This is a genomic window from Parajatrophihabitans canadensis (genome assembly GCF_053764775.1).
Map to the genome: position 1 here is coordinate 3,530,195 of NZ_CM132445.1, position 19,162 is coordinate 3,549,356.

At 63.3% G+C, this 19,162-nt stretch carries 22 protein-coding genes; 6 read left to right on the forward strand and 16 right to left on the reverse strand.

The genetic code is table 11. The annotated features are described in order from the left end of the window. Positions 1-25: 25 nt before the first annotated feature. The 7 genes from ACSMXN_RS17030 to ACSMXN_RS17060 all read right to left on the reverse strand — a co-directional run bounded on the left by ACSMXN_RS17030 (position 26) and on the right by ACSMXN_RS17060 (position 6,329). A complete protein-coding gene (locus ACSMXN_RS17030; RefSeq protein WP_022914710.1) occupies positions 26-1,369 on the reverse strand; it encodes a cytochrome P450 in 1,344 nt (447 codons plus the stop codon). An 86-nt stretch (positions 1,370-1,455) separates the two neighbouring features. Next, positions 1,456-1,647 (reverse strand): ferredoxin, encoded by a 192-nt coding sequence (locus tag ACSMXN_RS17035; protein WP_027139783.1) that lies wholly within the window; start codon positions 1,645-1,647, stop codon positions 1,456-1,458. Between the two features lie 215 nt (positions 1,648-1,862). Continuing rightward, positions 1,863-3,287 carry an amino acid permease gene (locus tag ACSMXN_RS17040; protein WP_022914708.1) on the reverse strand — a complete coding sequence of 475 codons (1,425 nt, stop codon included), beginning with the start codon at positions 3,285-3,287 and terminating at the stop codon, positions 1,863-1,865. Then, complete coding sequence (locus ACSMXN_RS17045; protein WP_155958490.1) at positions 3,284-3,757, reverse strand: hypothetical protein; 474 nt, start codon at positions 3,755-3,757, stop codon at positions 3,284-3,286. Before ACSMXN_RS17045 ends, ACSMXN_RS17040 begins: the two co-directional genes overlap by 4 nt. 105 nt (positions 3,758-3,862) lie before the next feature. Then, positions 3,863-5,131 (reverse strand): ATP-binding protein, encoded by a 1,269-nt coding sequence (locus ACSMXN_RS17050; protein WP_022914706.1) that lies wholly within the window; start codon positions 5,129-5,131, stop codon positions 3,863-3,865. An 11-nt stretch (positions 5,132-5,142) separates the two neighbouring features. Next, on the reverse strand, positions 5,143-5,847 hold the full coding sequence (locus ACSMXN_RS17055) for a response regulator transcription factor (protein ID WP_022914705.1): 705 nt from the start codon (positions 5,845-5,847) through the stop codon (positions 5,143-5,145). 32 nt (positions 5,848-5,879) lie between these two features. Further along, entirely contained in the window at positions 5,880-6,329 is a 450-nt protein-coding gene (locus ACSMXN_RS17060; protein WP_022914704.1) for a peptidoglycan-binding domain-containing protein, read from the reverse strand. Positions 6,330-6,576: 247 nt separating this feature from the next. On the opposite strand from ACSMXN_RS17060, the gene ACSMXN_RS17065 reads away from it, so the two are divergent. The 3 genes from ACSMXN_RS17065 (at position 6,577) to ACSMXN_RS17075 (ending at position 8,507) form a co-directional block, all read left to right on the forward strand. Beyond that, positions 6,577-7,155 carry a DUF6069 family protein gene (locus tag ACSMXN_RS17065; RefSeq protein ID WP_022914703.1) on the forward strand — a complete coding sequence of 193 codons (579 nt, stop codon included), beginning with the start codon at positions 6,577-6,579 and terminating at the stop codon, positions 7,153-7,155. A 129-nt stretch (positions 7,156-7,284) separates the two neighbouring features. Continuing rightward, positions 7,285-7,725, forward strand: coding sequence for a hypothetical protein (locus ACSMXN_RS17070; protein WP_027139780.1), 441 nt, complete (start codon positions 7,285-7,287; stop codon positions 7,723-7,725). A 206-nt stretch (positions 7,726-7,931) separates the two neighbouring features. Beyond that, complete coding sequence (locus ACSMXN_RS17075) at positions 7,932-8,507, forward strand: Dps family protein (RefSeq protein ID WP_022914701.1); 576 nt, start codon at positions 7,932-7,934, stop codon at positions 8,505-8,507. A gap of 147 nt (positions 8,508-8,654) precedes the next feature. Here the strand turns inward: ACSMXN_RS17075 and lspA are convergent, their stop codons facing one another. From lspA to ACSMXN_RS17090, 3 genes are all read right to left on the reverse strand, one after another. Continuing rightward, on the reverse strand, positions 8,655-9,227 hold the full coding sequence (lspA, locus tag ACSMXN_RS17080) for a signal peptidase II (RefSeq protein ID WP_022914700.1): 573 nt from the start codon (positions 9,225-9,227) through the stop codon (positions 8,655-8,657). A gap of 76 nt (positions 9,228-9,303) precedes the next feature. Further along, on the reverse strand, positions 9,304-10,143 hold the full coding sequence (locus ACSMXN_RS17085; RefSeq protein ID WP_022914699.1) for an LLM class F420-dependent oxidoreductase: 840 nt from the start codon (positions 10,141-10,143) through the stop codon (positions 9,304-9,306). 27 nt (positions 10,144-10,170) lie between these two features. Continuing rightward, complete coding sequence (locus ACSMXN_RS17090; RefSeq protein ID WP_022914698.1) at positions 10,171-11,220, reverse strand: lipoate--protein ligase family protein; 1,050 nt, start codon at positions 11,218-11,220, stop codon at positions 10,171-10,173. Between the two features lie 237 nt (positions 11,221-11,457). Here ACSMXN_RS17090 and ACSMXN_RS17095 point away from each other — a divergent pair, with 237 nt between their 5' ends. Together ACSMXN_RS17095 and ACSMXN_RS17100 are read left to right on the forward strand one after the other, a co-directional pair. Beyond that, entirely contained in the window at positions 11,458-12,420 is a 963-nt protein-coding gene (locus ACSMXN_RS17095; RefSeq protein WP_022914697.1) for a PAC2 family protein, read from the forward strand. Beyond that, complete coding sequence (locus ACSMXN_RS17100) at positions 12,417-12,902, forward strand: GNAT family N-acetyltransferase (RefSeq protein ID WP_022914696.1); 486 nt, start codon at positions 12,417-12,419, stop codon at positions 12,900-12,902. The genes ACSMXN_RS17095 and ACSMXN_RS17100 overlap by 4 nt, the downstream gene beginning before the upstream one ends. Before the next feature lie 50 nt (positions 12,903-12,952). Here ACSMXN_RS17100 and ACSMXN_RS17105 read toward each other — a convergent pair whose 3' ends face one another. The 6 genes from ACSMXN_RS17105 to ACSMXN_RS17130 form a co-directional block, all read right to left on the reverse strand. Next, complete coding sequence (locus ACSMXN_RS17105) at positions 12,953-13,207, reverse strand: Smr/MutS family protein (RefSeq protein ID WP_022914695.1); 255 nt, start codon at positions 13,205-13,207, stop codon at positions 12,953-12,955. Continuing rightward, positions 13,204-13,863 carry a nucleoside/nucleotide kinase family protein gene (locus tag ACSMXN_RS17110; protein ID WP_022914694.1) on the reverse strand — a complete coding sequence of 220 codons (660 nt, stop codon included), beginning with the start codon at positions 13,861-13,863 and terminating at the stop codon, positions 13,204-13,206. The genes ACSMXN_RS17105 and ACSMXN_RS17110 overlap by 4 nt, the downstream gene beginning before the upstream one ends. Before the next feature lie 41 nt (positions 13,864-13,904). Next, on the reverse strand, positions 13,905-14,156 hold the full coding sequence (locus tag ACSMXN_RS17115; protein WP_081649277.1) for a hypothetical protein: 252 nt from the start codon (positions 14,154-14,156) through the stop codon (positions 13,905-13,907). Between the two features lie 137 nt (positions 14,157-14,293). Then, entirely contained in the window at positions 14,294-14,959 is a 666-nt protein-coding gene (locus ACSMXN_RS17120; RefSeq protein ID WP_022914692.1) for a UdgX family uracil-DNA binding protein, read from the reverse strand. Between the two features lies 1 nt (position 14,960). Beyond that, complete coding sequence (locus ACSMXN_RS17125; protein WP_022914691.1) at positions 14,961-15,290, reverse strand: LuxR family transcriptional regulator; 330 nt, start codon at positions 15,288-15,290, stop codon at positions 14,961-14,963. A gap of 138 nt (positions 15,291-15,428) precedes the next feature. Next, positions 15,429-17,486, reverse strand: a complete 2,058-nt coding sequence (locus ACSMXN_RS17130; RefSeq protein ID WP_027139776.1) for an MDR family MFS transporter — start codon at positions 17,484-17,486, stop codon at positions 15,429-15,431. A 371-nt stretch (positions 17,487-17,857) separates the two neighbouring features. Between ACSMXN_RS17130 and ACSMXN_RS17135 the strand changes: the two genes are divergently transcribed. Further along, positions 17,858-19,099 (forward strand): cytochrome P450, encoded by a 1,242-nt coding sequence (locus tag ACSMXN_RS17135; RefSeq protein WP_022914689.1) that lies wholly within the window; start codon positions 17,858-17,860, stop codon positions 19,097-19,099. Positions 19,100-19,162: the final 63 nt, after the last annotated feature.

Here is a 19,162-nt window from a genome sequence, read left to right on the forward strand (position 1 = left end):
CGCGTGTCCGCCCGCAACGCAGGCATCAATGATCGATACGGGCTTCTGCGCTCCGTACCGTCACGGGTTCGGCCAGTCGCTGCTCGTCACAGGCCCGCTGAAGCATCTCCAACGTCTCGTCCAGGCCGGCGCCGAGTCTCGAACCCGGCGTGAAGGTCGCCGGCAGATGCTGCATGCCGTTGATGACGCCAACGGTCGGGTAATGCACGGCTCCGCTCGGGTCGCACTCGAAGTCCGGCATCCGGTCCAACACCTCAGTGAGCATGCGTTTGAACGTCATCCGAGCCATGTTCGAGCCGATGCAACGGTGAATGCCCAGGCCGAAGCTACTGTGCCGGTTGTTCTTGCGCTCCATGTCGATCGAGTTCGGATCCGGAAAGACCTTCGGGTCGCGGTTTGCCATCGCCCAGGAGATCCACAGCCGCTCACCCTCGGCGAACTGCGTCCCCGCGATCTCGCAATCGGCGCTGAAGGTGCGCCCGTCACCGGGCGCGGGCGTGTAGAACCGCAGGAATTCTTCGGTGGCCGTATCGAGAATCGAGTCGCGCTCCTCGCTCAGGCGTTTACGCTCGTCAGGGTTTTGTGACAGCCATTCGAGGGTGTGCGCAGTCAGGGCCGTCGTGGTATCGAAACCGCCGCCGATCAGCAGCGTGAGGGCGCCGGCGATGTCCTCATCTGACGGTGTCTTGCCGTTGATCTGGGCATTGACCAATGCGCTGATCATGCCCGGGCGGGGGTTCTCGCGGATCTCGACGATGGCCTGACCGAGACGCATGTGCATCTGCATCCCGCCCTCCATGACGCGAGCCATGTCCGGCGAATCCGGGGGTGTGTAGACCTGCGCGTGAGCTGGTTCGCAATAGATGGGCCAGTCTTTGAGCGGCAGACCCATCATCGCCAGTGTGAGAACGGCGGGGACGATGTTGGCCAGGTCATCGACGAAATCGATCTGGCCGCCTTCGATCTGCTCGTCGAGGCAAGCTCGCACTATCTCATCGACAAACGGCGTCCAACGGGCAACCGCGGCCGGCGACAGATACGGGTTGAGTGCTTGACGATAGTGCCGCTGCTCCGGCGGATCCATCTCCAGAAAGCCACCCTGATATTGCGACGTCGTCGGGATCGTGATGCCCTGGTAGCCCCGGCGCTCGCCGCGGATGTCGTGGTCATTGGACAGCACATCAGCACTGCGCGCGATATCGAACACTTCCTGGTGCCCGCTTGCGACCCAGTGGCCACCGTAAGTGTCAGACCAGACAACAGGACACTTGGATTGGAGCGTCTCAGTGATCGACTCGAACTCGTGTCGGTAACCCGGCGCGTGGCGGTCGAAATGAAACTGCTTTTCCTTGCGCTGCTCGTCGGCCATCTTCAGTCCTTCAGATCGGGGTCACATGAGATGTTGAGACCGGTCGGTGTGCGGATACAAGATGTTCGTTGACAGGAATTGGGTGACTACGACAGCACGATTGCCTGTTCGGGGCACGACCCGAAGGCTTCTTTCACGGCATCCTCCTGGTCGGCGGGCACCTCTGTCGTAATTGCGGTCGAATGACCGTCGATATCACTCAGTTCAAAGATGGCCGGTGCCCGCATCGCACACAACGTGTGGCCCTGGCAGCGCTCCGGATCGACCCAAACCTTCACGATGGTTGCCTCTCTCTGTACAAGCCGAAGGAATCTGGGCACACATTCTGTGGACGGCGATTCGGACGGCGGCCCGCTTCGGCATCGAAATGACGAATCCAGCCTCATTGTTTTCAGTACCGTATCCAATGCGTTGGCATTGCGGAAGGTCAAACCTGCACTGCGTCGCGGTCTGTGCTGGCGCGTAGAACCGAGAGCCACCTGTGACGGCGTCCTCAGCCCGCCTCGACCGCGAGGGTGCCGGCGGTGCGTTCAGCCCGCACCTGACGGGTAAGGGCAAACGCAAACGGGGGTAGCGACAGGACAATGACCGCGAGCACGAGCAGCCCAACGTAGGTAACAGGCGAGCCTGTCTTGAGCTGGCTCGGTGGGATGAATCCGAGAGCGAACGAAGCAACGCAGCCGAGCAGACCCACTCCCCCGACCAGCCATACCCCGGCCTTTCCGCCCGGTATCCGATACGGACGTGGCGTGTCGGGCTGGATATAACGGAGTCGAATCACCGAGGCGAACATCAGCGCATACATCACGATGACGATCTGGGCGGTGACGGCTGAGAGCATCCAATAGGACGTGCTGACACTGGGCACGAGCAGAAAGAGCAGTGCGAACAGCGAGCCGGCCACCCCCTGGATCATCAACAATGTGACGGGCACGTCATGTCGATTCACCGCTCCCAGTCGTGCTGGCGCCAAACCTTCGCGCGCCACCTGCGCAACCCCCTTGGCCGGACCGAGAATCCACGGCGTCAGGTGGGCGATGCCGCCGAGCGCAACCACCAGCGCAAGGGGCCGCAACAACCACCCCACACCCAACCGGTCAAGCACACTCTGGAACAACTGCATCGTGCCGGAGACCAGGCTGATCTGCTTCTGTGGAAGCACAAACGCCAGGAACAGCGAGCCGAGGACGGAGAACACAACGATCACCGCCACCGCGAAGAGGATCGCGCGCGGCACGTCCCGGCCGGGATTGCGGGTCTCACGAGCGTGAAAGCCCGCCATCTCCATGCCGGTGAACAACAGGATGATGCCGCCCAGAAACGCAAGGTTGTTCACCTGAAGGTCGGGTACGAGCGCATGACCGGAGAACGGTATCTCTGACTGGTTACCGCGAAGGAGGAAGGCAGCACCGAGGATGACCACGAGCAGCCCGGGCAGGATCGAGCCAAGCACCGTTCCGACCGCACCGATCATGCTCGAAGTCTCGACACCACGCAGATTGATCAACGTCGTCGCCCAGAAGAAGATCAACATCACCGTGACCAGGTAGATCTTGTTCGTGGCAAGGCTCGGCTCGAAGACGTAGGCCAGGGTGGCCGCCATGAAGGACAGCACCGTCGGGAACCAGGCGATGTTCTCCGCGTAATCGCACCAGACAGCGAGAAAGCCGGTGCGGCCACCGAAGGCCTCTCGCACCCAGGCGTAGATGCCGCCCTCCTGACACCAAGCCGTTCCCAATTCAGCGGCAACCATGGACATCGGAATGAGGAACACCAGGATCGACAACGCGAACAACGCCAGCATCGACCAGCCGTACTCAGCCATGACCGGAAGATTGCGGGCACTGACGATGGCGGCCACGTTGATCATCGCGAGGGCGAGCACGCCGAGCCGCACCGGTCCGGATCGCCTGCTCATTTCGCACCGATCTTTCGCAGTTGGAGATTGATGGTGTTCTGAACCGTGTCATCGCTTTGACCGAACACGTAGATCGAAAACGTTCCGTACGTGTACGCGACGCCGTTGCCCCGCGGTCTGACGAGCACCTCAAGATTGCGCATCGCGTCATCGCGGTCGTCGCGATGGGTATATCGATCTGCGACCACCTCACCGGTATCGCCGCTGTCGGCGGTGGCGCAGTTGAATGCGACGTCATACTGCCGACTCTGCGCAGCCTGGTTGGCTTGGCCGTTCGGGACGTCCACGGTGTCGCAGATATGTAGGCCCGCGGACTGCAGCGCCCGCTCGATCGCGTCGAAGGAGCCGCCTGAGAACTTCGCCCGATCATCAGACACCACGAGAATCGAGATGAACAGCACGATCAGCAGGCTGCCTACTATCAACGCCGACATCACGACATACATCCGGACGGTGGTCGCCGACCTCACGGTGCTGGCCCCCTTCCGGTCAGCGGCCTGCGTACCGCGACTGGAAGGAGTCTGACATAACTGACATGCTGCCGTCAGCCCCACAAATCGCGTTCAGTTCATAGCTCAGCTCATAAGGACCAGTGGGACCGTCACGGTCGCTACCGTGCCGGAGGGGTCACCCGGACCGAACTCCACATTGCCGCCGGCGCCTGCCACTCTTGCCCGCAATGATGCGAGGCCGACGTGACCTTCGGCTACCCGGCTGGAGGCTGTTGCCTCGTCGATTCCGCGGCCGTTGTCGGCGACCACCAGCCTGACGTTGGCCTCCGCTTCGCCGACGCCTCGTTCGAGCACGACCCGGACGGAGGAAGCCTGCGCATGCTTGGCGACGTTGGCCAGTAGCTCGCGAGCAGTGCCGAAGAGCAGCTCCTCGAGCAGCGGCTGCTCAGCCGTCCGATCCGCACCTTCCCAGCCGCGGACCTCGACGCCGATCGCAGTGCCGGTTCGTTCGCTCTCGCGGGCGGCAAGATCCTGCAGCGCGCGAACCAGACCGGCGGCGTGCAGCACCGCGGGATGTAGATCCGAGACGGTCGAGCGCAACAACGTAGCCGACTGTGTCAGGGCCTCGTCGACCCGATCGAACGCACGCTGATCGCCGCTTTCCCGCGCATCCTCGAGATCTTGTCTGGCGGCGAGAATGTATTGCAATGCACCGTCATGCAGTTGTTCGGCCAGCCGAGTGCGTTCCCGCGCCTCGACCGAGATCAGATTGGCCAGCAGGTCAGCTCGCTCCCGAGCCAGGCCGCCGATGGTGAAGACCCGTGACAGTTGGACCCGCGACAGCGCCACACACCCGACGCCGAGTCCCGCGATGACGAACGTCCGCAACAGGATCGAGGACAGCGGTTCGGTATTGGCAGCCTTGGTCGCCAGGCTCGAGACGAAGTAAACCAGGATGGTCGGAATCGCCACCGCAGCGCAGACGATGGGCCTGAGCTGGGTCGCAGCCAGCATCGGGATCAGAAAGAGCCCGTTGACGAGGAGGTCCGCCGTCCAACTTTGCTCGGCCGAGGCGCCCGCAACCAACGTGAGTGTGCCGAGTGCGATCGCGTCGACGAGCAACGCAACCCACATCCAGGTCACGGGAGCTACCCCGCCGCGACTGGTCCAAACGGCCAGAGCCAGCGTCCACAGGGCATAGCTCCCGACGACCAGGTAACACGCCCCACGATCGTCGGCCGGTGGAACGAAGATGATGACCAGGATCATGAACGTCAGTAACAGAAACCGCAGCAGAAACTGGACCCGAACCCCGCGGTAGGCGTGCGCTACCAGAATCGAGAACAGATCCGGCGTCGCCACCAGAGCTGCGACTCGACGGTCCTCGCGCACGTCGTGATGTCCTAGTCGAGCAGACCGCGACGCATGGCTTCAGCCACTGCTGCGGCCCGGTCCGAGACGCCGAGCTTTTCGTAGAGACGTTGGGTGTAGGTCTTGATGGTGCTCGTGCCGATGAAGAGTTCCGCAGCGGTCTGCGGGATGGATAGTCCGCGCGCGAAAGCCTCGAGGACCTGGCGCTCGCGTTCACTGAGAATCGGCACGTCCGGCTGGGCCCGCATCCGAATCTGTTCGACCAGCCCATCGGCCAGCCCCGGCGGCACGACGGTGTGCCCTTTCGCCACGCGCAACACCGCGTCTACGATCTCGGCGCGCCGCGCGTCCTTCGAGAGATAGCCTGCGGCCCCCTCCTGCACGGCGCGAAAGACGATGGCACTGTCGGTTATCGCGGACAGTAGGAGTATTCGGGTCGGCAGGCCATCGCGCACGACAGCATGGACGAGGTCGATGCCATCCATATCCGGCATCTGATAGTCGACGATCGCAACGTCCGGCTGCTCACGGGTGATGACCTCAAGGCCCTCACGTCCGTCACCTGCCTCACCGATCACCCGTATCTGGCCGCTGTTCTGCAGACCACGGCTGACACCGTCACGAAAGAAAGGGTGATCGTCGACAACGACGACCTTGATCTCGGTGCCTGAGGGCACGGGAACCTCCCCGAACTGGTGGGATTGCAGTATAGAGATCGCCACCAGCTCGGGTCCCATCGAACAGGTATCTGAACGCGTCACAGTCGGACTCAGCCGGCCATCTGGTTGTTGCCGTGCACGAGCATGGCGCTCAATGCCGTCTGCGTTGCGCTGTCGAGCTGCCCGGTCTGCGGCAGGCCGGCGTCACGCTGCAAGTACTCGATGGCTTGCTGGGTCTGGGTGTTCATCGTCCCGTCGATCGGTCCTTCGTAGTAGTTCAGCTGCGCGAGCTGGCGCTGCAGCGAGGCCACCGCCGCTGAGGGAGTCACGGCCGGCGGGTTCACCGGGGCCACTGGAACGATGTTCGGCGGTGGGGTCGGCGTCGTGTTTGTGGCCGGCAAGGAGGCGGGCCGCTGCGGAACGGCAGCGTGCGCCGCGTGATGCGGGCCGAAGGCCATCATGATCGCTACGGTCGCGCCGACGAGCGCGGCGGCGCAGAGGACGGACGCGGTGGCAACCCGTCCCGTTGGGACCTTCGAGTTGGTGGTGGTGGTGGACATGATCGGCTCCTTGGAGTGTCTGGCTCAGCGAGGACCATCCGCGCTGACCACCTAAAGATCTCGCCAACCGAGCGCCAGCGGTGCCCGCCGCTCGTCCGATCGACCGGCTGATATCCATGTCCCCCAATCGGCGGACGGCGGAATCAGCTGCTAGCTGGGCGGATTGGCCGACATCGCGGTCAGGCCCGCGAATCCAGACTGATGTCATTGCGGCACCGGGCCGCGACCGACAGCAAAGGAAAAGGCCATGACCACCACCTCGCTCAACCCAGGCTCGCTCAATCCCACGTCCTACTCGAGCGAATCGGGCACCAACGCGACCGCCGTCTACCCGTTGATGTCTACGGGACCCAACAGCAACTCGGAAATGTCAATCGGCGATCGGACATCGCGCCAAGCACCCCGCGTCGCCGAGCCTCGCCTCGACCAGTTGCGGTACTGGGTCGGTGCCGCGCTAACCGCGGTCATCGCCGCGTTGGCGGGTGTGGCCGGCCTGGTGGTGGCGCACGGAATCCTGCATGTTCCGGTGTTCATGGCGTCCGGATCCACCCTGACCCCGATCGTCGCAACGACCTATGGCCTGTGCGCTGCCGGTATCGCCCTGCTCGCCGCCGGGCTCTTTGACGGGATGCTGCACGTCGCGCCACGTCCGAACCTCTACTACGGCTGGCTCGCCGCGATGATCACGGCACTCGCGACCTTGTTACCGTTCACCACCGCCGCCGGACTGCACTCTCAGATCGCACTCGGTGTCACCAACCTCGCAGTCGGACTCACAATCGCGCTGCTGATCCCAATGGCCGCCATCAACGCCCGGACCAGATGATCGGCCGGCTCAGAAAGACGCCTGACGCCTCAGCGAGGACTCGCGCCGCCGCACACCTTCAATGTCGCTGGGCCCGTTCGAATTCGAACGGGCCCAGCGACTAACGTGGGGTTCTAGGAGGTTTCCTCGATGAGTTTGTCAAACAAGTTACGTCGGATGCCGCTCCGGGTCACTACCGGCGCGTTCATCCTCAACTCCGGCATCGGAAAGCTCAGGGGCGATGAGCAAACCGCCGCGGCACTGCACGGCATGGCCGCCGGTGCGTATCCAGCACTGTCCAACGTCGCGCCTCAGCCGTTTCTCAAGCTCGTTGCGATCAGTGAGATGGCGGTGGGCGGTGCGCTGCTGGCGCCCGTCGTGCCACCGGCGCTCGCGGGTGCAGCGCTCACCGGCTTCTCCGGCACATTGCTCGGAATGTGGTGGCGGACGCCGGGAATGCATTCCCCCGGCTCCCCCCGCCCGACCCAGCAAGGCACCACGATCGCCAAGGACATCTGGATGCTCGGCATAGGCCTGGGCCTGATCGTCGATGGCATCCTGACGCGCGAGCGACGGCGTTCAGCAATCTGACTGGACGAAAACCTGCCTCCAGCTACCGGTAGCGGTCCGGGACCTATCCGCCGTCCTGAACGGCGAAATCGTCCCTGCACTGGTAGTTTGGAAAACAGGCTCAAACCGGAAGCCGCTCTGCAGATCGCATCGAGTGGCTGGTGGGTCCGAATTCCCTAGCTAATCGGTGGCGTCATCTGTGCACCATCTGCGAAGGAGCCCTTCGAATGGCCGCAACCCGCCGCCCCGCCCGCAAGCCGAACCCGCAATTCACGGTTCCGGGCATTTCACCCAGCGATGCCTCAGAAATCATTACGTTGCTGCAGGACCGTCTCAATGCGCTGAACGACCTCGGCCTGACCCTCAAGCACGTGCACTGGAACGTAGTTGGCCCGCATTTCATCGCCGTTCACACGATGTTGGATCCTCAGGTCGATGCAGTCCGCCTCATGGCAGACGAAACGGCAGAACGCATCGCAACGCTCGGCGGATCGCCGAAGGGCACTCCCGGTGCTCTCGTGGCTGACCGTACCTGGGATGACTACGACATCGGGCGTGCCGACGCGATTGATCATCTAGGCGCGCTGGATCTCGTCTACGCCGGCGTCGTGGAGTCACATCGCAAGGCCATCGAAGCCACTGACGAGCCCGATCCGGTAACCCAGGACATGTTGATCGGACAGGCCGAGCAGTTGGAGCAGTTTCACTGGTTCGTGCGCGCACACCTGGAGACGTCGGGCGGCGCGCTGCAAACTGCCGGTGCATCGACCGAGAAGCAGGCCGCTCGTCGCGCCCGCAGGTAATCGGCTTGGTTTTGATTTCGCTGAGTGGGTAAGGAGTTTCGGCGATGCCGAAACGAGATCGCTAATGCCGCCGGCCCCCGAATCGTGTAACGCTGGGCACCGTATCGATGCCGAGCGTTACACGATTCGGTAGGGACGGGCGGAAGGCTAGGGATTTCGGTGGCCGTCGAGGCCGATACCGAGTACCGCAGTGAGCCCGATGACGACGGCTCCGACGGTGATGGCGGAGTCGGCGATGTTGAAGGCCGGAAAATGCTCCGCATCGGGGCCGAACACCGAAATGAAGTCGATCACGCTTCCCCGCAGGGCGCCAGGCGCCCGGAACAGGCGATCAAGCAGGTTTCCTACCGCACCGCCGAGTACCAGGCCGATTCCGACGGCCCATGGAACCGAACGCAGGCGAGGTGTGATGCGAATGATCGCGACAACGACACCCACGGCCACGAGCGCGAAGACGGCAGTCATACCGCTCGCCATCCCGAACGCCGCCCCGGAGTTCTTGATCAACGAAAAGTAGATCACACCGCCGAGAAAACGGGGCGAGTCCCCGGGCCGCAAATGGGCAACAACCAGAGCCTTGGTGATGATGTCGAGCAACAGGGCGGTACCGGCGACGGCGGCGAGCAGCCCGATTCGACGCGGCCGTTGATGACCGGCATCGGAGGCGCCGACTACGTCTGCGGCCGGGTCCGCGGCCGAGGTCGGATCATCATGACTCACCAGCCCAGTCTGGCAGAGCCCGGATATGAACGATGAACGGGACTGAGCGCGGATCGACCCGTCTGAGGGCGGCCGATCAGCCAAGCAGGACGGCGGCCAGGGCGGCGTAGCCCGGAACGGGATCGGCTCCGAACGGTGTCAACAACTGCAACACGACCTGATCAGCGCCGGCGGCCAAGTGCTCCCTGAGCCCCGCTGCGACCGTCGCCGCATCACCGTGCCGAACGAGCGCGTCGATCAGTCGGTCGCTTCCCCCATCTGCGAGGTCGGCATGGGTAAAGCCAATCGAACGAAGGTTATTCGTGTAATTCACCAGGTTGAGATATGGCTCCACGACGGGTCGACCGATCAGGCGAGCCTGGTCGGGATCAGTCTCAAGGACGACCTTCTGCTCCGGCGCCAGTAGGGCATTGGGGCCGAGGATCTCCCGAGCCTGACGGGTGTGCTCGGGCGTCGTCAAGTAAGGGTGCGCGCCAGCGGACCGCTCGGCCGACAACTTCAGCACTCGTGGGCCCAGCGCTGCCAACACCCTGCTGCTGACCGGCACCTGCGCCTGGTCGAGTTCGTCGAGGTAATGAACCAAAGCCTCGAAGGGCCTTTGATAACGCTCGCCGGTGGCTTCGGGATGGCCCACGCCGATGCCGAGCAAGAACCGGTGCCGGTGCCGGGCGTTGATCCGGTGGTAGGACGCGGCGACGGTGGACGCATCGTCCTTCCACGTGTTGACGACGCCGGTGGCAACGGTGAGCGTTGTCGTTGCATCGAGGATCTCTTCGACGATGTTCAGCGTTCCATCGGGCGACCCGCCAATCCACAGCGTGCCGTAGCCGAGTGATTCGATCGATCGAGCGAGCTCGGGCGACAATTGACGAGCGGCACGCCAAACCCCGACTTTGCCCAGTTCTTCAAACACCATGCGAACTCCCTCATACAGTGGGGACGATTACGGAATGCGGCCAATCCATTCCGGTGTCGCGAACTTCGTCCTGATCAACTCGGTTGTCCTGTCCCGTTCGGGTTCTGTGACTTCACTTGTGCTGAGGCCGTACCGGTTCTTGAAACTCCCAATCATCGCCTCGACGATCGTCTCGCGGGGCAAACCGGTCTGTGACCGCAACGGATCCACTCGCTTCGCCGCACTCGGCGTACCTTTCATCGACAGCTTCTCGCGACCGATTCGCAGCACCTGGGTCATCTTGGTGGCATCGATGTCATAGGCCATCGTGACGTGATGTAACACGGCGCCGTTCGCAAGCCTCTTCTGGGCCGCTCCGGCGATCTTGCCGCCTGGTGAGGTGATGTCGTTCAAGGGCTGGTACCAAGCCTTGATCCCCAGCTCGCCAAGCGCGCCGAGTACCCAATCGTCAAGAAACGCATACGAATCCTGGAAGGACAAGCCTTCGACCAAGGATGGCGGGGCGTACAGCGAATACGTGATCGTGTTGCCTGGTTCGACGAACATCGCACCGCCGCCGCTGATGCGGCGTACTACCTCGATGCCATATCGGGCCGCGGCCGCCTCGTCCACCTCGTTCCGCACGGATTGGAAGGACCCGATGACGACGCAGGGTCCGGCCCATTCCCAGATCCGTAGGGTCGGTTGCCGTCTACCCGCCGCCACCTCTTCGAGTAGCACCTGATCCAGGGCCATGTGATGCTGCGGCGACTGAGGCGGCTCGTGGATCAACAGCCACTCGTGGTCGGTCCAACTGGTGGCCGCTGACAGCGCACGCCGGACCGCGGTCGCGACATCGGCCGCCGAAAATCCGTACATCGTCGTGCCCGGCGGCAACGAGCTCGTCACACGGCTGGCCAGATCGACCGCTGCGGCGCCCGCGGGCGCACCGTCCAAGGAATCATTGATCGCACTAAGGGCCTCATCGGGCTCGAGGAAGAAATCGCCCGAAAGCCGCACGCTGTGCAGCACGCCGTTATCGACCTCAAGGTCGACGACAACGAGCTTGCCGGACGGAACCTTGAACTCGCCGTGCATAACCGCTCCCTCTGGCGTGATCGTGCTCCGGAGCTACCCACGTAACCGGACCCACCTACCGGGACCCACCTACCGGGCTGAAACCACCTCGAGCAACCTTACTGGGAACACCGGCCCCACAACCGAGCATTCCAGGAGTGACAAACTAGAGGTGAGGGTTACGGCCGGCTGACGAAGCCGACCCCATTGACCCGACAGAGCAGTCCGACATCAGATGGATGGATTTGAGGAGACTAGGTGCTGGATCCCAGCGAACTGTTCGAGTGGACGACGACGCCGGCCCTGGGCGACCCAGTGTTGGTGCAGGCACTCGATGGCTTCGTCGATGCTGGTGGCGCCACTCGGCTGGCCCGGGAACATCTGCTGGCAACTCTGGATTCCGAGGTGGTCGCCACCTTCGACGTAGACCAGCTCTATGACTACCGCGCTCGCCGCCCGGAGATGATTTTTGCTACCGATCACTGGGAAAGCTTCAAGGCACCGGTACTCGCGGTTCACGCTGTGCAGGACGCTCAAGGTAGGTCGTTCCTGCTCCTGGCGGGCCCCGAGCCCGACGCCCAATGGGAGCGCTTCGCGGCGGCTGTCGCGGTGATCGTCGCAGAACTAGGCGTTCGGCTCGTCATCGGCCTCAATTCAATTCCGATGGGGGTGCCACACACTCGCCCTACCACGGTGATCGCGCACGGCAGCCCCCGTGAGCTGGTTGCGGACTACAGCAACTGGCTGGGCACGGTGCAGGTCCCTGCGAGCGCTGGTCACCTGATCGAGTTTCGGATGGCTGAGACCGACGTCGCGTCGATGGGTTTCGCGGTGAACGTGCCGCACTACCTCGCGCATCTTGATTACCCGGACGCGGCGGTCACGCTGTTGGATCACGTCGCCCGCGCCGCGGACCTGCAGCTGCCGTCTGACGCCCTACAGGAGGCCGGCGACGCGATCCGGGCGGGCGTGGACGAGCAGGTCGCCGGTTCGGAGGAGGTCGCAAACGTGGTGCATGCCCTGGAGAAGCAATACGACGAGATCGTGGCCGGCCGAGGTAGCGGCCTGGTCGCCGACGGGATGCCGCTACCTACCGCCGACGAACTGGGCGCCGAATTCGAGCGGTACCTGTCCAGGCAACCGGGCCCGGGAGACTCCGGCTCCGATCCTGACGGTCCGACCTCGAACCCTTCCGGCCCGGGCCCGGGAGACGCCAGTTGATCCGGTCGGCCGTCGCCGAGGACGCACCGGCGATCCTGGAGCTGATCCGTGAGCTGGCCCGGTATGAGCGCGAGCCCGACGCCGTTCAGGCCGACGAGGCGAGCCTGCACACGGCACTGTTCGGGCCCGCCCCGGCGGTCTACGCGCTGGTAGCCGAGCATGGGGACGGCTCGGTGGTCGGCTGCGCAATCTGGTTTGTCAACTTCTCGACCTGGACCGGGCGGCACGGCGTCTATCTCGAAGATCTCGTTGTGGACGAGGGACATCGCCGGTGCGGCTACGGTCGGCAGTTGCTTGCTGAACTGGCGCGAATCTGCGTCGAACGAGGTTACGGCCGGCTCGAATGGTCAGTGCTTGACTGGAACGAACCAGCGCTGAAGTTCTATGCCTCGCTCGGCGCAGAGCCGATGTCGGCCTGGACTGTCCATCGTGTTTCCGGCTCCACGCTCACGGCACTTGCAGGCGCGAGTCCGGACCGCTAGCTGAACCCGCCAGCAACGCCGCGAACGGCCTACCGTTGCAACCCGGGAGGCTATTTCCAGCGGAAGTGTACGAACACACGTCCGAAGTTGTCGGAATCCTTCTCGACGCGGTGGTACATCGCTTTGATCTCTTTCTGGTCGAGAAACCGGAGAACGTGCTTCTTCAGCTGCCCGGAACCCTTACCTGGGATGATTTCGACGAGCGGCGCCTTCTTGACCACCGCTTCGTTCATGATGTCGCGCAGTGCGCGGTCGATCTCGCCGCCACGGTTGTAGATGTCGTGCAGATCGAGCTTCAGCTTCACTCTGGCATCGTGTCACGGAATGCGCCGGAGACGATCAGATCGGCCCGATGCCGAGTACCCAACACCAGCTCAGCGTTGGCCTCGTCCGGGCCACTGGCCCACCGTCGGGCATCGGCTGCTGATTTGCCGAACTGCTCATGGCGTGACTGCAACCGAGCAAGGCGGACTTCTCGATCAACCTCGCAGAACCACACTTCATCCACAAGCTGCCGGATCTGGATCCAGGGCAGATCGTCGAGTAGCAGGTAGTTGCCCTCCGTGATGATCACGCTGGCGTCAGGCGAAATCGCAATGGAACCGGCGATCGGCTGCTCGATGTCCCGGTCAAAGGCGGGCGCCCAGATCGTTCCGTCCGGAGCGCGTAATCGGCGGAGCAAGGCGACGTAGCCACCTGGATCGAAAGTGTCCGGTGCCCCCTTGCGTTCAGCTCGCCCCAATCGAGCCAGTTCGACATCTGCGAGGTGAAAACCGTCCATCGGGACGTGCACTGCGAGCACTTCACGCTCCGCCAGACCGGCAACGAGCGTGCGAGCGAGGTTGGTCTTGCCGGCCCCGGGGGCGCCCGTGATGCCGATCATCAGTCGCTCGCCACCGGCATCTCGCTGCAGGGCATCCAACCGGTCGAGCAGCGACATCAGGTCGGTGGCGGGTTTCATGTGATCATGATGCCGCCACCGGTGACTGTGCGGCGGTCGGACTAAGCGGCGGCCGCCATATCGGCCAGGGACTCGGCCAGAGACTCGGCCAGAGACAGTGCCCATCGCATACGCTCGGCAGCCTCCTCGGGATGCTCACCATATTCGGCGGCAAAGTCGACGGAGCAACCGGCGACGCCGCCATGCGTTCGCCGAGTTCTGCGAATGGCCACGACGACCTCGCGAGCGGACGGTTGGTCGGAGGGCTGCAAGCTGCTAACGAATAGAGCCTCGGCCCGACTGGCTAGCGTCATGCTGATCACGCTTTCCGAGTGAGAAGTGAATGTTGTGCTAGGTAGGAGGACCCAGCATGCGTCTTGATGCGCCTTTTCGCGAGTGAATTACTGCCGATCGGGTATTGCGCGCCCCGCGCGTCCGCCGGCCCGGACAACTAGCTCAACAGCCGCGCAGCCACTTCGAGGTCTCGGACGAAATCGCGCAGGGCCGCCTGCCGGTCGTCTGCTCTGAGTACGGCCGAGGGGTGCACGGTCGCTACCAGGGTCGCAGTTGGACTGTCAGCTGGCCAGGGCATCGGCTTCCCGCGGTCTTTGGTGACTCGGAACTGTGGGCCGACCAATACCTGGGCCGCAACCGCGCCGAGCGCTACCACTACCCTCGGCCCGACCGCGGCGAGCTCCGAGCTCAGCCACGGACGGCACGCCCTTAGGTGCCCAGCGTCAGGTTTCTGATGTATCCGGCGCTTGCCACGCGCGTCCGGGTGCCACCGAAAGTGCTTGACGGCATTGGTCAAGAACACCGTGGTTCGGTCGATGCCGGCCTCATCGAGTGCTCGATCGAGCAGGTGACCAGCAGGGCCGACAAACGGCAATCCCTCCTTGTCCTCGATATCGCCAGGTTGTTCGCCGACGAGAAACAGCTGTGCAGTCTTAGGGCCTATCCCGAACACCGTCTGCGTCGCAGTCCGATACAGGTCGCAACCCTCACAGCTCGCTGCGGCCTCGGCCAGTCGACGAAGGTCTGTAGTCCGCGGCACGAATCCCTCGGCGCCGGCGAATCCATGCTTCGCCGCCTTCGTACCTTCGCGAGCCTGAGCCATGTCAGCGCTTGGCGACAGTGAGCAATACGACGGCGTCCTCGACGGCTTCGAGACCGTGCCGATCCGGCGGAACGACCAGATGGTCGCCGGTTGAGCCATCCCAGCTGGCGTCTCGTGTGCTGAGGCGCACTCTGCCGTGCAGCACTTGCAGAGTCGCCTCGCCTGGGTTCTCGTGTTCGTCCAGAACGCTGCCCTTCGTCAGGGCGATGATGGTCTGGCGCAGCACATGCTCGTGACCGCCGTAGATCGTGTGGGCGCTTCGACCGCTTGTCGCTGCTCTGGCAGTCGTCAGGTGCTGGCGGACGAGCGCCGTGAGCGAGAGTTTCTCCATGCCAACCGTCCTGTTCGGTGCTGTGCGATCAACTGCCGTGCTATGTCTCAAGACTGCACCCGAACGGAGTCGAACGGTAGCCACGGCACGTTACTCGCCGCAGGTCGAACGTCCGACCGTCCGTCGGCGGCCGGGCTGCTAGCTGGAGATCGCTTCCCTCGGCCTACCCGTCGGCAGCAGCTGAGGGTCTTCGTTGATCAAGCCACGAGCGAGTTCGGTCAGCGCCTTACTGAGCTGCTCGTCATCGTCTCCTCCCCAGTCGGCGAGCTCAGCGGCCAACCAGCTGCGCATAGTGGCGATGAGCTTGTCCAGCTCGCGATGTCCCGCCTCAGTCAGTTCCAGATTGTCATCCGCGCCGGTTAGGTAACCCGCGTCGCGGGCGGCCTGAAACGCCGGAGCGAGCACCGGAGCGGGCACGCGGACGCGTTGCGCGATCGTCTCCAGGCCGGTGTTGATGCCGAGCCGCTGGCGAACGTGGACCTGACCTACGCACCAGCCGTTGGCCACGTCCAGTTCCGTGCCTGAGGATTCGCGTAACGTCGCGAGCTGCTTGCGACCGTTGCTCCGGATCAGGCGGGCGATTGCTGTCTGAAGTTGCTGGCTGCTGTCCGAGGATTCGGGCATGCCGAAGCCGCCGCCGACATCGTTTGCGCCCGCACGCGAGGACTGCCGTAGCGGAACCTCCTTGAGAAACAGTGAGAGCACGAAGGCCAAACCCGCGATCGGCACCGCCGCCAGGAACACCACGTGCATGGCATGGGCGTAGGCATCAACGATTGGCGCGATCTGCTCGGGAGGGTGCGCGTGCAGATCTTTCGGGGTTGCAACGGAGGCGGGGTTGACTCCGGGAGACGCTTCGATCGCCCTCGGCAGCGATGAGTGCAGCACGTTGGAATAGATCGTTCCGAACACTGCTGCTCCGAAGGAACTTCCTAGCGTTCGGAAGAAGGTAACTCCGGAGGTTGCCACGCCGAGATCGCGATAATCCACCGTGTTCTGGACGATGATCGTCAGCACCTGCATGCATAGTCCGATGCCTGCGCCGAGGATCAGCATGTCGACCGACATGGTCAGGACACCGGTGTCGGCATCCATTCGGGACAGCAAGTACAGGCCGAACGCCATCACGAGAGTTCCGCTGACCGGAAACACCTTATAGCGGCCAGTTCGGCCGACCAACGTGCCAGATATCAACGAGGTGACCAACAGCCCCAGCACCAGCGGCAGCGTTCGTACCCCCGATCCCGTTGCCGAAATGCCTTTGACGTACTGCAGATACGTGGGGAGAAACGTCATGGCGCCGAGCATGGCAAATCCGACGATGAACGCCAGCACCACGCACACGCTGAAGACCTGAGACTGGAAGAGCCGCAGCGGCATTATCGGATCGACGGCTCGGGATTCGGCCCAGACGAACAATGCCAGGCCGACTATCGATGCCGCGAACAGCCCGATGATGGTGGCCGAGCCCCACGGGTATTCGGTACCTCCCCAGCTGAGCGCCAACGTCAAACCCGATGCGCCCAACGAAATGAACAGGATTCCCAGGTAGTCGATGCTCACCCGGCCCGTGGTACGTGCCCGCGGCAAGGTCGCGCTCGCCAGGATGATGACGAGGATGCCCAGCGGGAGGTTGATGTAGAAGGCCCACCGCCAGGAGAGGTGATCGGTGAAGAGTCCGCCGAGCAATGGCCCGAGAACAGTCGTCACGCCAAACACCGCACCTAAGGCGCCCTGGTACTTACCGCGCTCGCGCAACGGGATCACGTCGGCGATGAGCGCGGTCGCGGTCACCGCCAAGCCGCCTCCGCCGAGACCCTGCACGGCACGCCAGACGATCAGCCAGGTCAGGTTGCCGGCGAACCCGCAGGCAGCCGATGCGCCTACGAACAACCCTGCGGACAACTGAAACATCAGCTTTCGCCCGAACAGGTCGCCGAACTTCCCGGCCAGTACGGTGGCAATCGTGTCAGCAAGCAGGTACGACGAGACCACCCACGAGATGTGGCCCGCGCCGCCGAGGTCGCCGACGATGGTGGGCAATGCCGTCGAGACGACCGTCTGATCGAGGGCGGAGAGCAGCATGCCGAGCAGGACGGTCCCGAAGACGACGTTCATCTGTCGCCGGCTCACTGCGCTGATCGGCGACGACCCTGGACCACCGGGCGTGGCTCGGACCTCAACGACCTCAGACATCGCCGCTCCCTCACGTGCTGCGGGAAGAGATCGTTGGATCCATTCACCGAACGTTCGACGGAGAACAGCGTCCCACAAGATGGGCGCTTTGTGCGGTTCTTGCACGGCATGAAAATGATCAGATAGCTAGCCGCTACGTGTCGGCGACTTTGGTGGCGCCTCCGTCATTCTCGTCGGGTGATCTTGTTCAAGATGTGAGGCGACGGCCTTTTCTTCGGCCGCGAATGGCGATCGTCGGAATTTCGTCGGATGCTGCCTATTTCTTCACAAAGCCATGGGCAGTAACGCATTACCGGCGTATGGTATCGCAATCGCTAGTTGTCTCTCGCGTGCGATTAATCGTCAGTAGGTTTGCAACCTCCGGAGGACCCGTGACTCAATCGTCCGAGATCGACGTCCGCGACGACGAGATCGCAAAGCTGTACCCGCCCACGGACATCATCGGCCAAGGTCGCAACGACCGCGAACCCCTCACGTCCTTCGATGAATACAACCGGCTGCGCGAGGCCGGTCGAGCATTCACGGTGCAAGGCGGTCAGATCATCTTCACCCGGACCGACGATATCCGCGAACTTGCCCAACAGGCTGATGTCTTCCACAGCAAGGCCTACGATCCCGCGACTGGTAAGCCTGCCGCGTTCACCCTGGTGCCACAGGCTATTGATGGCCCCGACCACGGTAAATGGCGGCGCGTGCTCGGCCCGTTCTTCTCACCCGCACACGTCGCGCAATGGGACAGCTCGATCAGGTCTCGAGTGAACGAGCTCATCGATGGCTTTATCGACAACGGGCAATGCGACTTCATCAGCGAGTTCTCGCTGCGCTTTCCGACCTCGATGTTCCTCACCCATGTCATGGGTCTGCCGGTCACGCAACTGGACCAGTTCCTCAAATGGGAGACCGACATCCTGCACGCCAAGGACGATGACCCCGCTGTCGCGTATGCGAAATCGGTCGCGGCGCAGACTACGGTCATCGACTACTTCGCCGAAATCATCGCCGAGCGTCGCAAGATCCCTGAGGCCGAGCGCGGCGAGGACCTGATCTCCAAGGCAATGAGCTGGAAGATCGATGGAGAATACGTCGACGATCGAGATCTGCTCTCGTTCTACCTGCTGATGTTCGAGGCCGGACTCGACACCGTGACCGCAGAGCTCGGCTACGGCTTTCATCACCTCGCGACCGACCCGCAGGATCGGGAAAGACTGGTACGCGATCCCGAAATCGCCGCGAATGCCGTCGAGGAGCTGCTGCGTTTTTATCCGATTGTCAACATCGGCCGGACTGCGATGGCGGACGCGGAGGTCAACGGCTGCCCGGTCAAGGCTGGTCAGCGATTCCGGTTGAGCCTGACGGCGGCCGGACGTGACGACGAGCAGTTTCCCCATGCGGATCAGGTGGACTTCGATCGAGAGAACCTTTCGCACATCACCTTCGGCGTCGGCCCGCACCGCTGCCTCGGTTCACATCTGGCCCGGCTGGAATTGAAGATTGCTTACGAAGAGTGGCACAAACGCATTCCCGAGTACCGTATCGACGAGACGAAGACCTACACCGAATCCAGGGGCGGCATGCTCGGTCTGAACAGCCTGCCTCTCGCCTGGGACCGCTAGCAGGCTCCCGGGACGGTGGACTGCAACCGCGCGGAAGCGCGGCCGGGCGGCATGCTGCAGAAT

Excerpts from the sequence above, each read along its gene's own strand:
- ACSMXN_RS17030 (WP_022914710.1), bottom strand. The coding sequence starts at position 1,369 with ATGGCCGACGAGCAGCGCAAGGAAAAGCAGTTTCATTTCGACCGCCAC.
- ACSMXN_RS17040 (WP_022914708.1), bottom strand. The coding sequence starts at position 3,287 with ATGAGCAGGCGATCCGGACCGGTGCGGCTCGGCGTGCTCGCCCTCGCG.
- ACSMXN_RS17055 (WP_022914705.1), bottom strand. The coding sequence starts at position 5,847 with ATGGGACCCGAGCTGGTGGCGATCTCTATACTGCAATCCCACCAGTTC.
- ACSMXN_RS17060 (WP_022914704.1), bottom strand. The coding sequence starts at position 6,329 with ATGTCCACCACCACCACCAACTCGAAGGTCCCAACGGGACGGGTTGCC.
- ACSMXN_RS17065 (WP_022914703.1), top strand. The coding sequence starts at position 6,577 with ATGACCACCACCTCGCTCAACCCAGGCTCGCTCAATCCCACGTCCTAC.
- ACSMXN_RS17070 (WP_027139780.1), top strand. The coding sequence starts at position 7,285 with ATGAGTTTGTCAAACAAGTTACGTCGGATGCCGCTCCGGGTCACTACC.
- ACSMXN_RS17075 (WP_022914701.1), top strand. The coding sequence starts at position 7,932 with ATGGCCGCAACCCGCCGCCCCGCCCGCAAGCCGAACCCGCAATTCACG.
- ACSMXN_RS17085 (WP_022914699.1), bottom strand. The coding sequence starts at position 10,143 with ATGGTGTTTGAAGAACTGGGCAAAGTCGGGGTTTGGCGTGCCGCTCGT.
- ACSMXN_RS17090 (WP_022914698.1), bottom strand. The coding sequence starts at position 11,220 with ATGCACGGCGAGTTCAAGGTTCCGTCCGGCAAGCTCGTTGTCGTCGAC.
- ACSMXN_RS17110 (WP_022914694.1), bottom strand. The coding sequence starts at position 13,863 with ATGAAACCCGCCACCGACCTGATGTCGCTGCTCGACCGGTTGGATGCC.
- ACSMXN_RS17115 (WP_081649277.1), bottom strand. The coding sequence starts at position 14,156 with ATGACGCTAGCCAGTCGGGCCGAGGCTCTATTCGTTAGCAGCTTGCAG.
- ACSMXN_RS17120 (WP_022914692.1), bottom strand. The coding sequence starts at position 14,959 with ATGGCTCAGGCTCGCGAAGGTACGAAGGCGGCGAAGCATGGATTCGCC.
- ACSMXN_RS17125 (WP_022914691.1), bottom strand. The coding sequence starts at position 15,290 with ATGGAGAAACTCTCGCTCACGGCGCTCGTCCGCCAGCACCTGACGACT.
- ACSMXN_RS17130 (WP_027139776.1), bottom strand. The coding sequence starts at position 17,486 with ATGTCTGAGGTCGTTGAGGTCCGAGCCACGCCCGGTGGTCCAGGGTCG.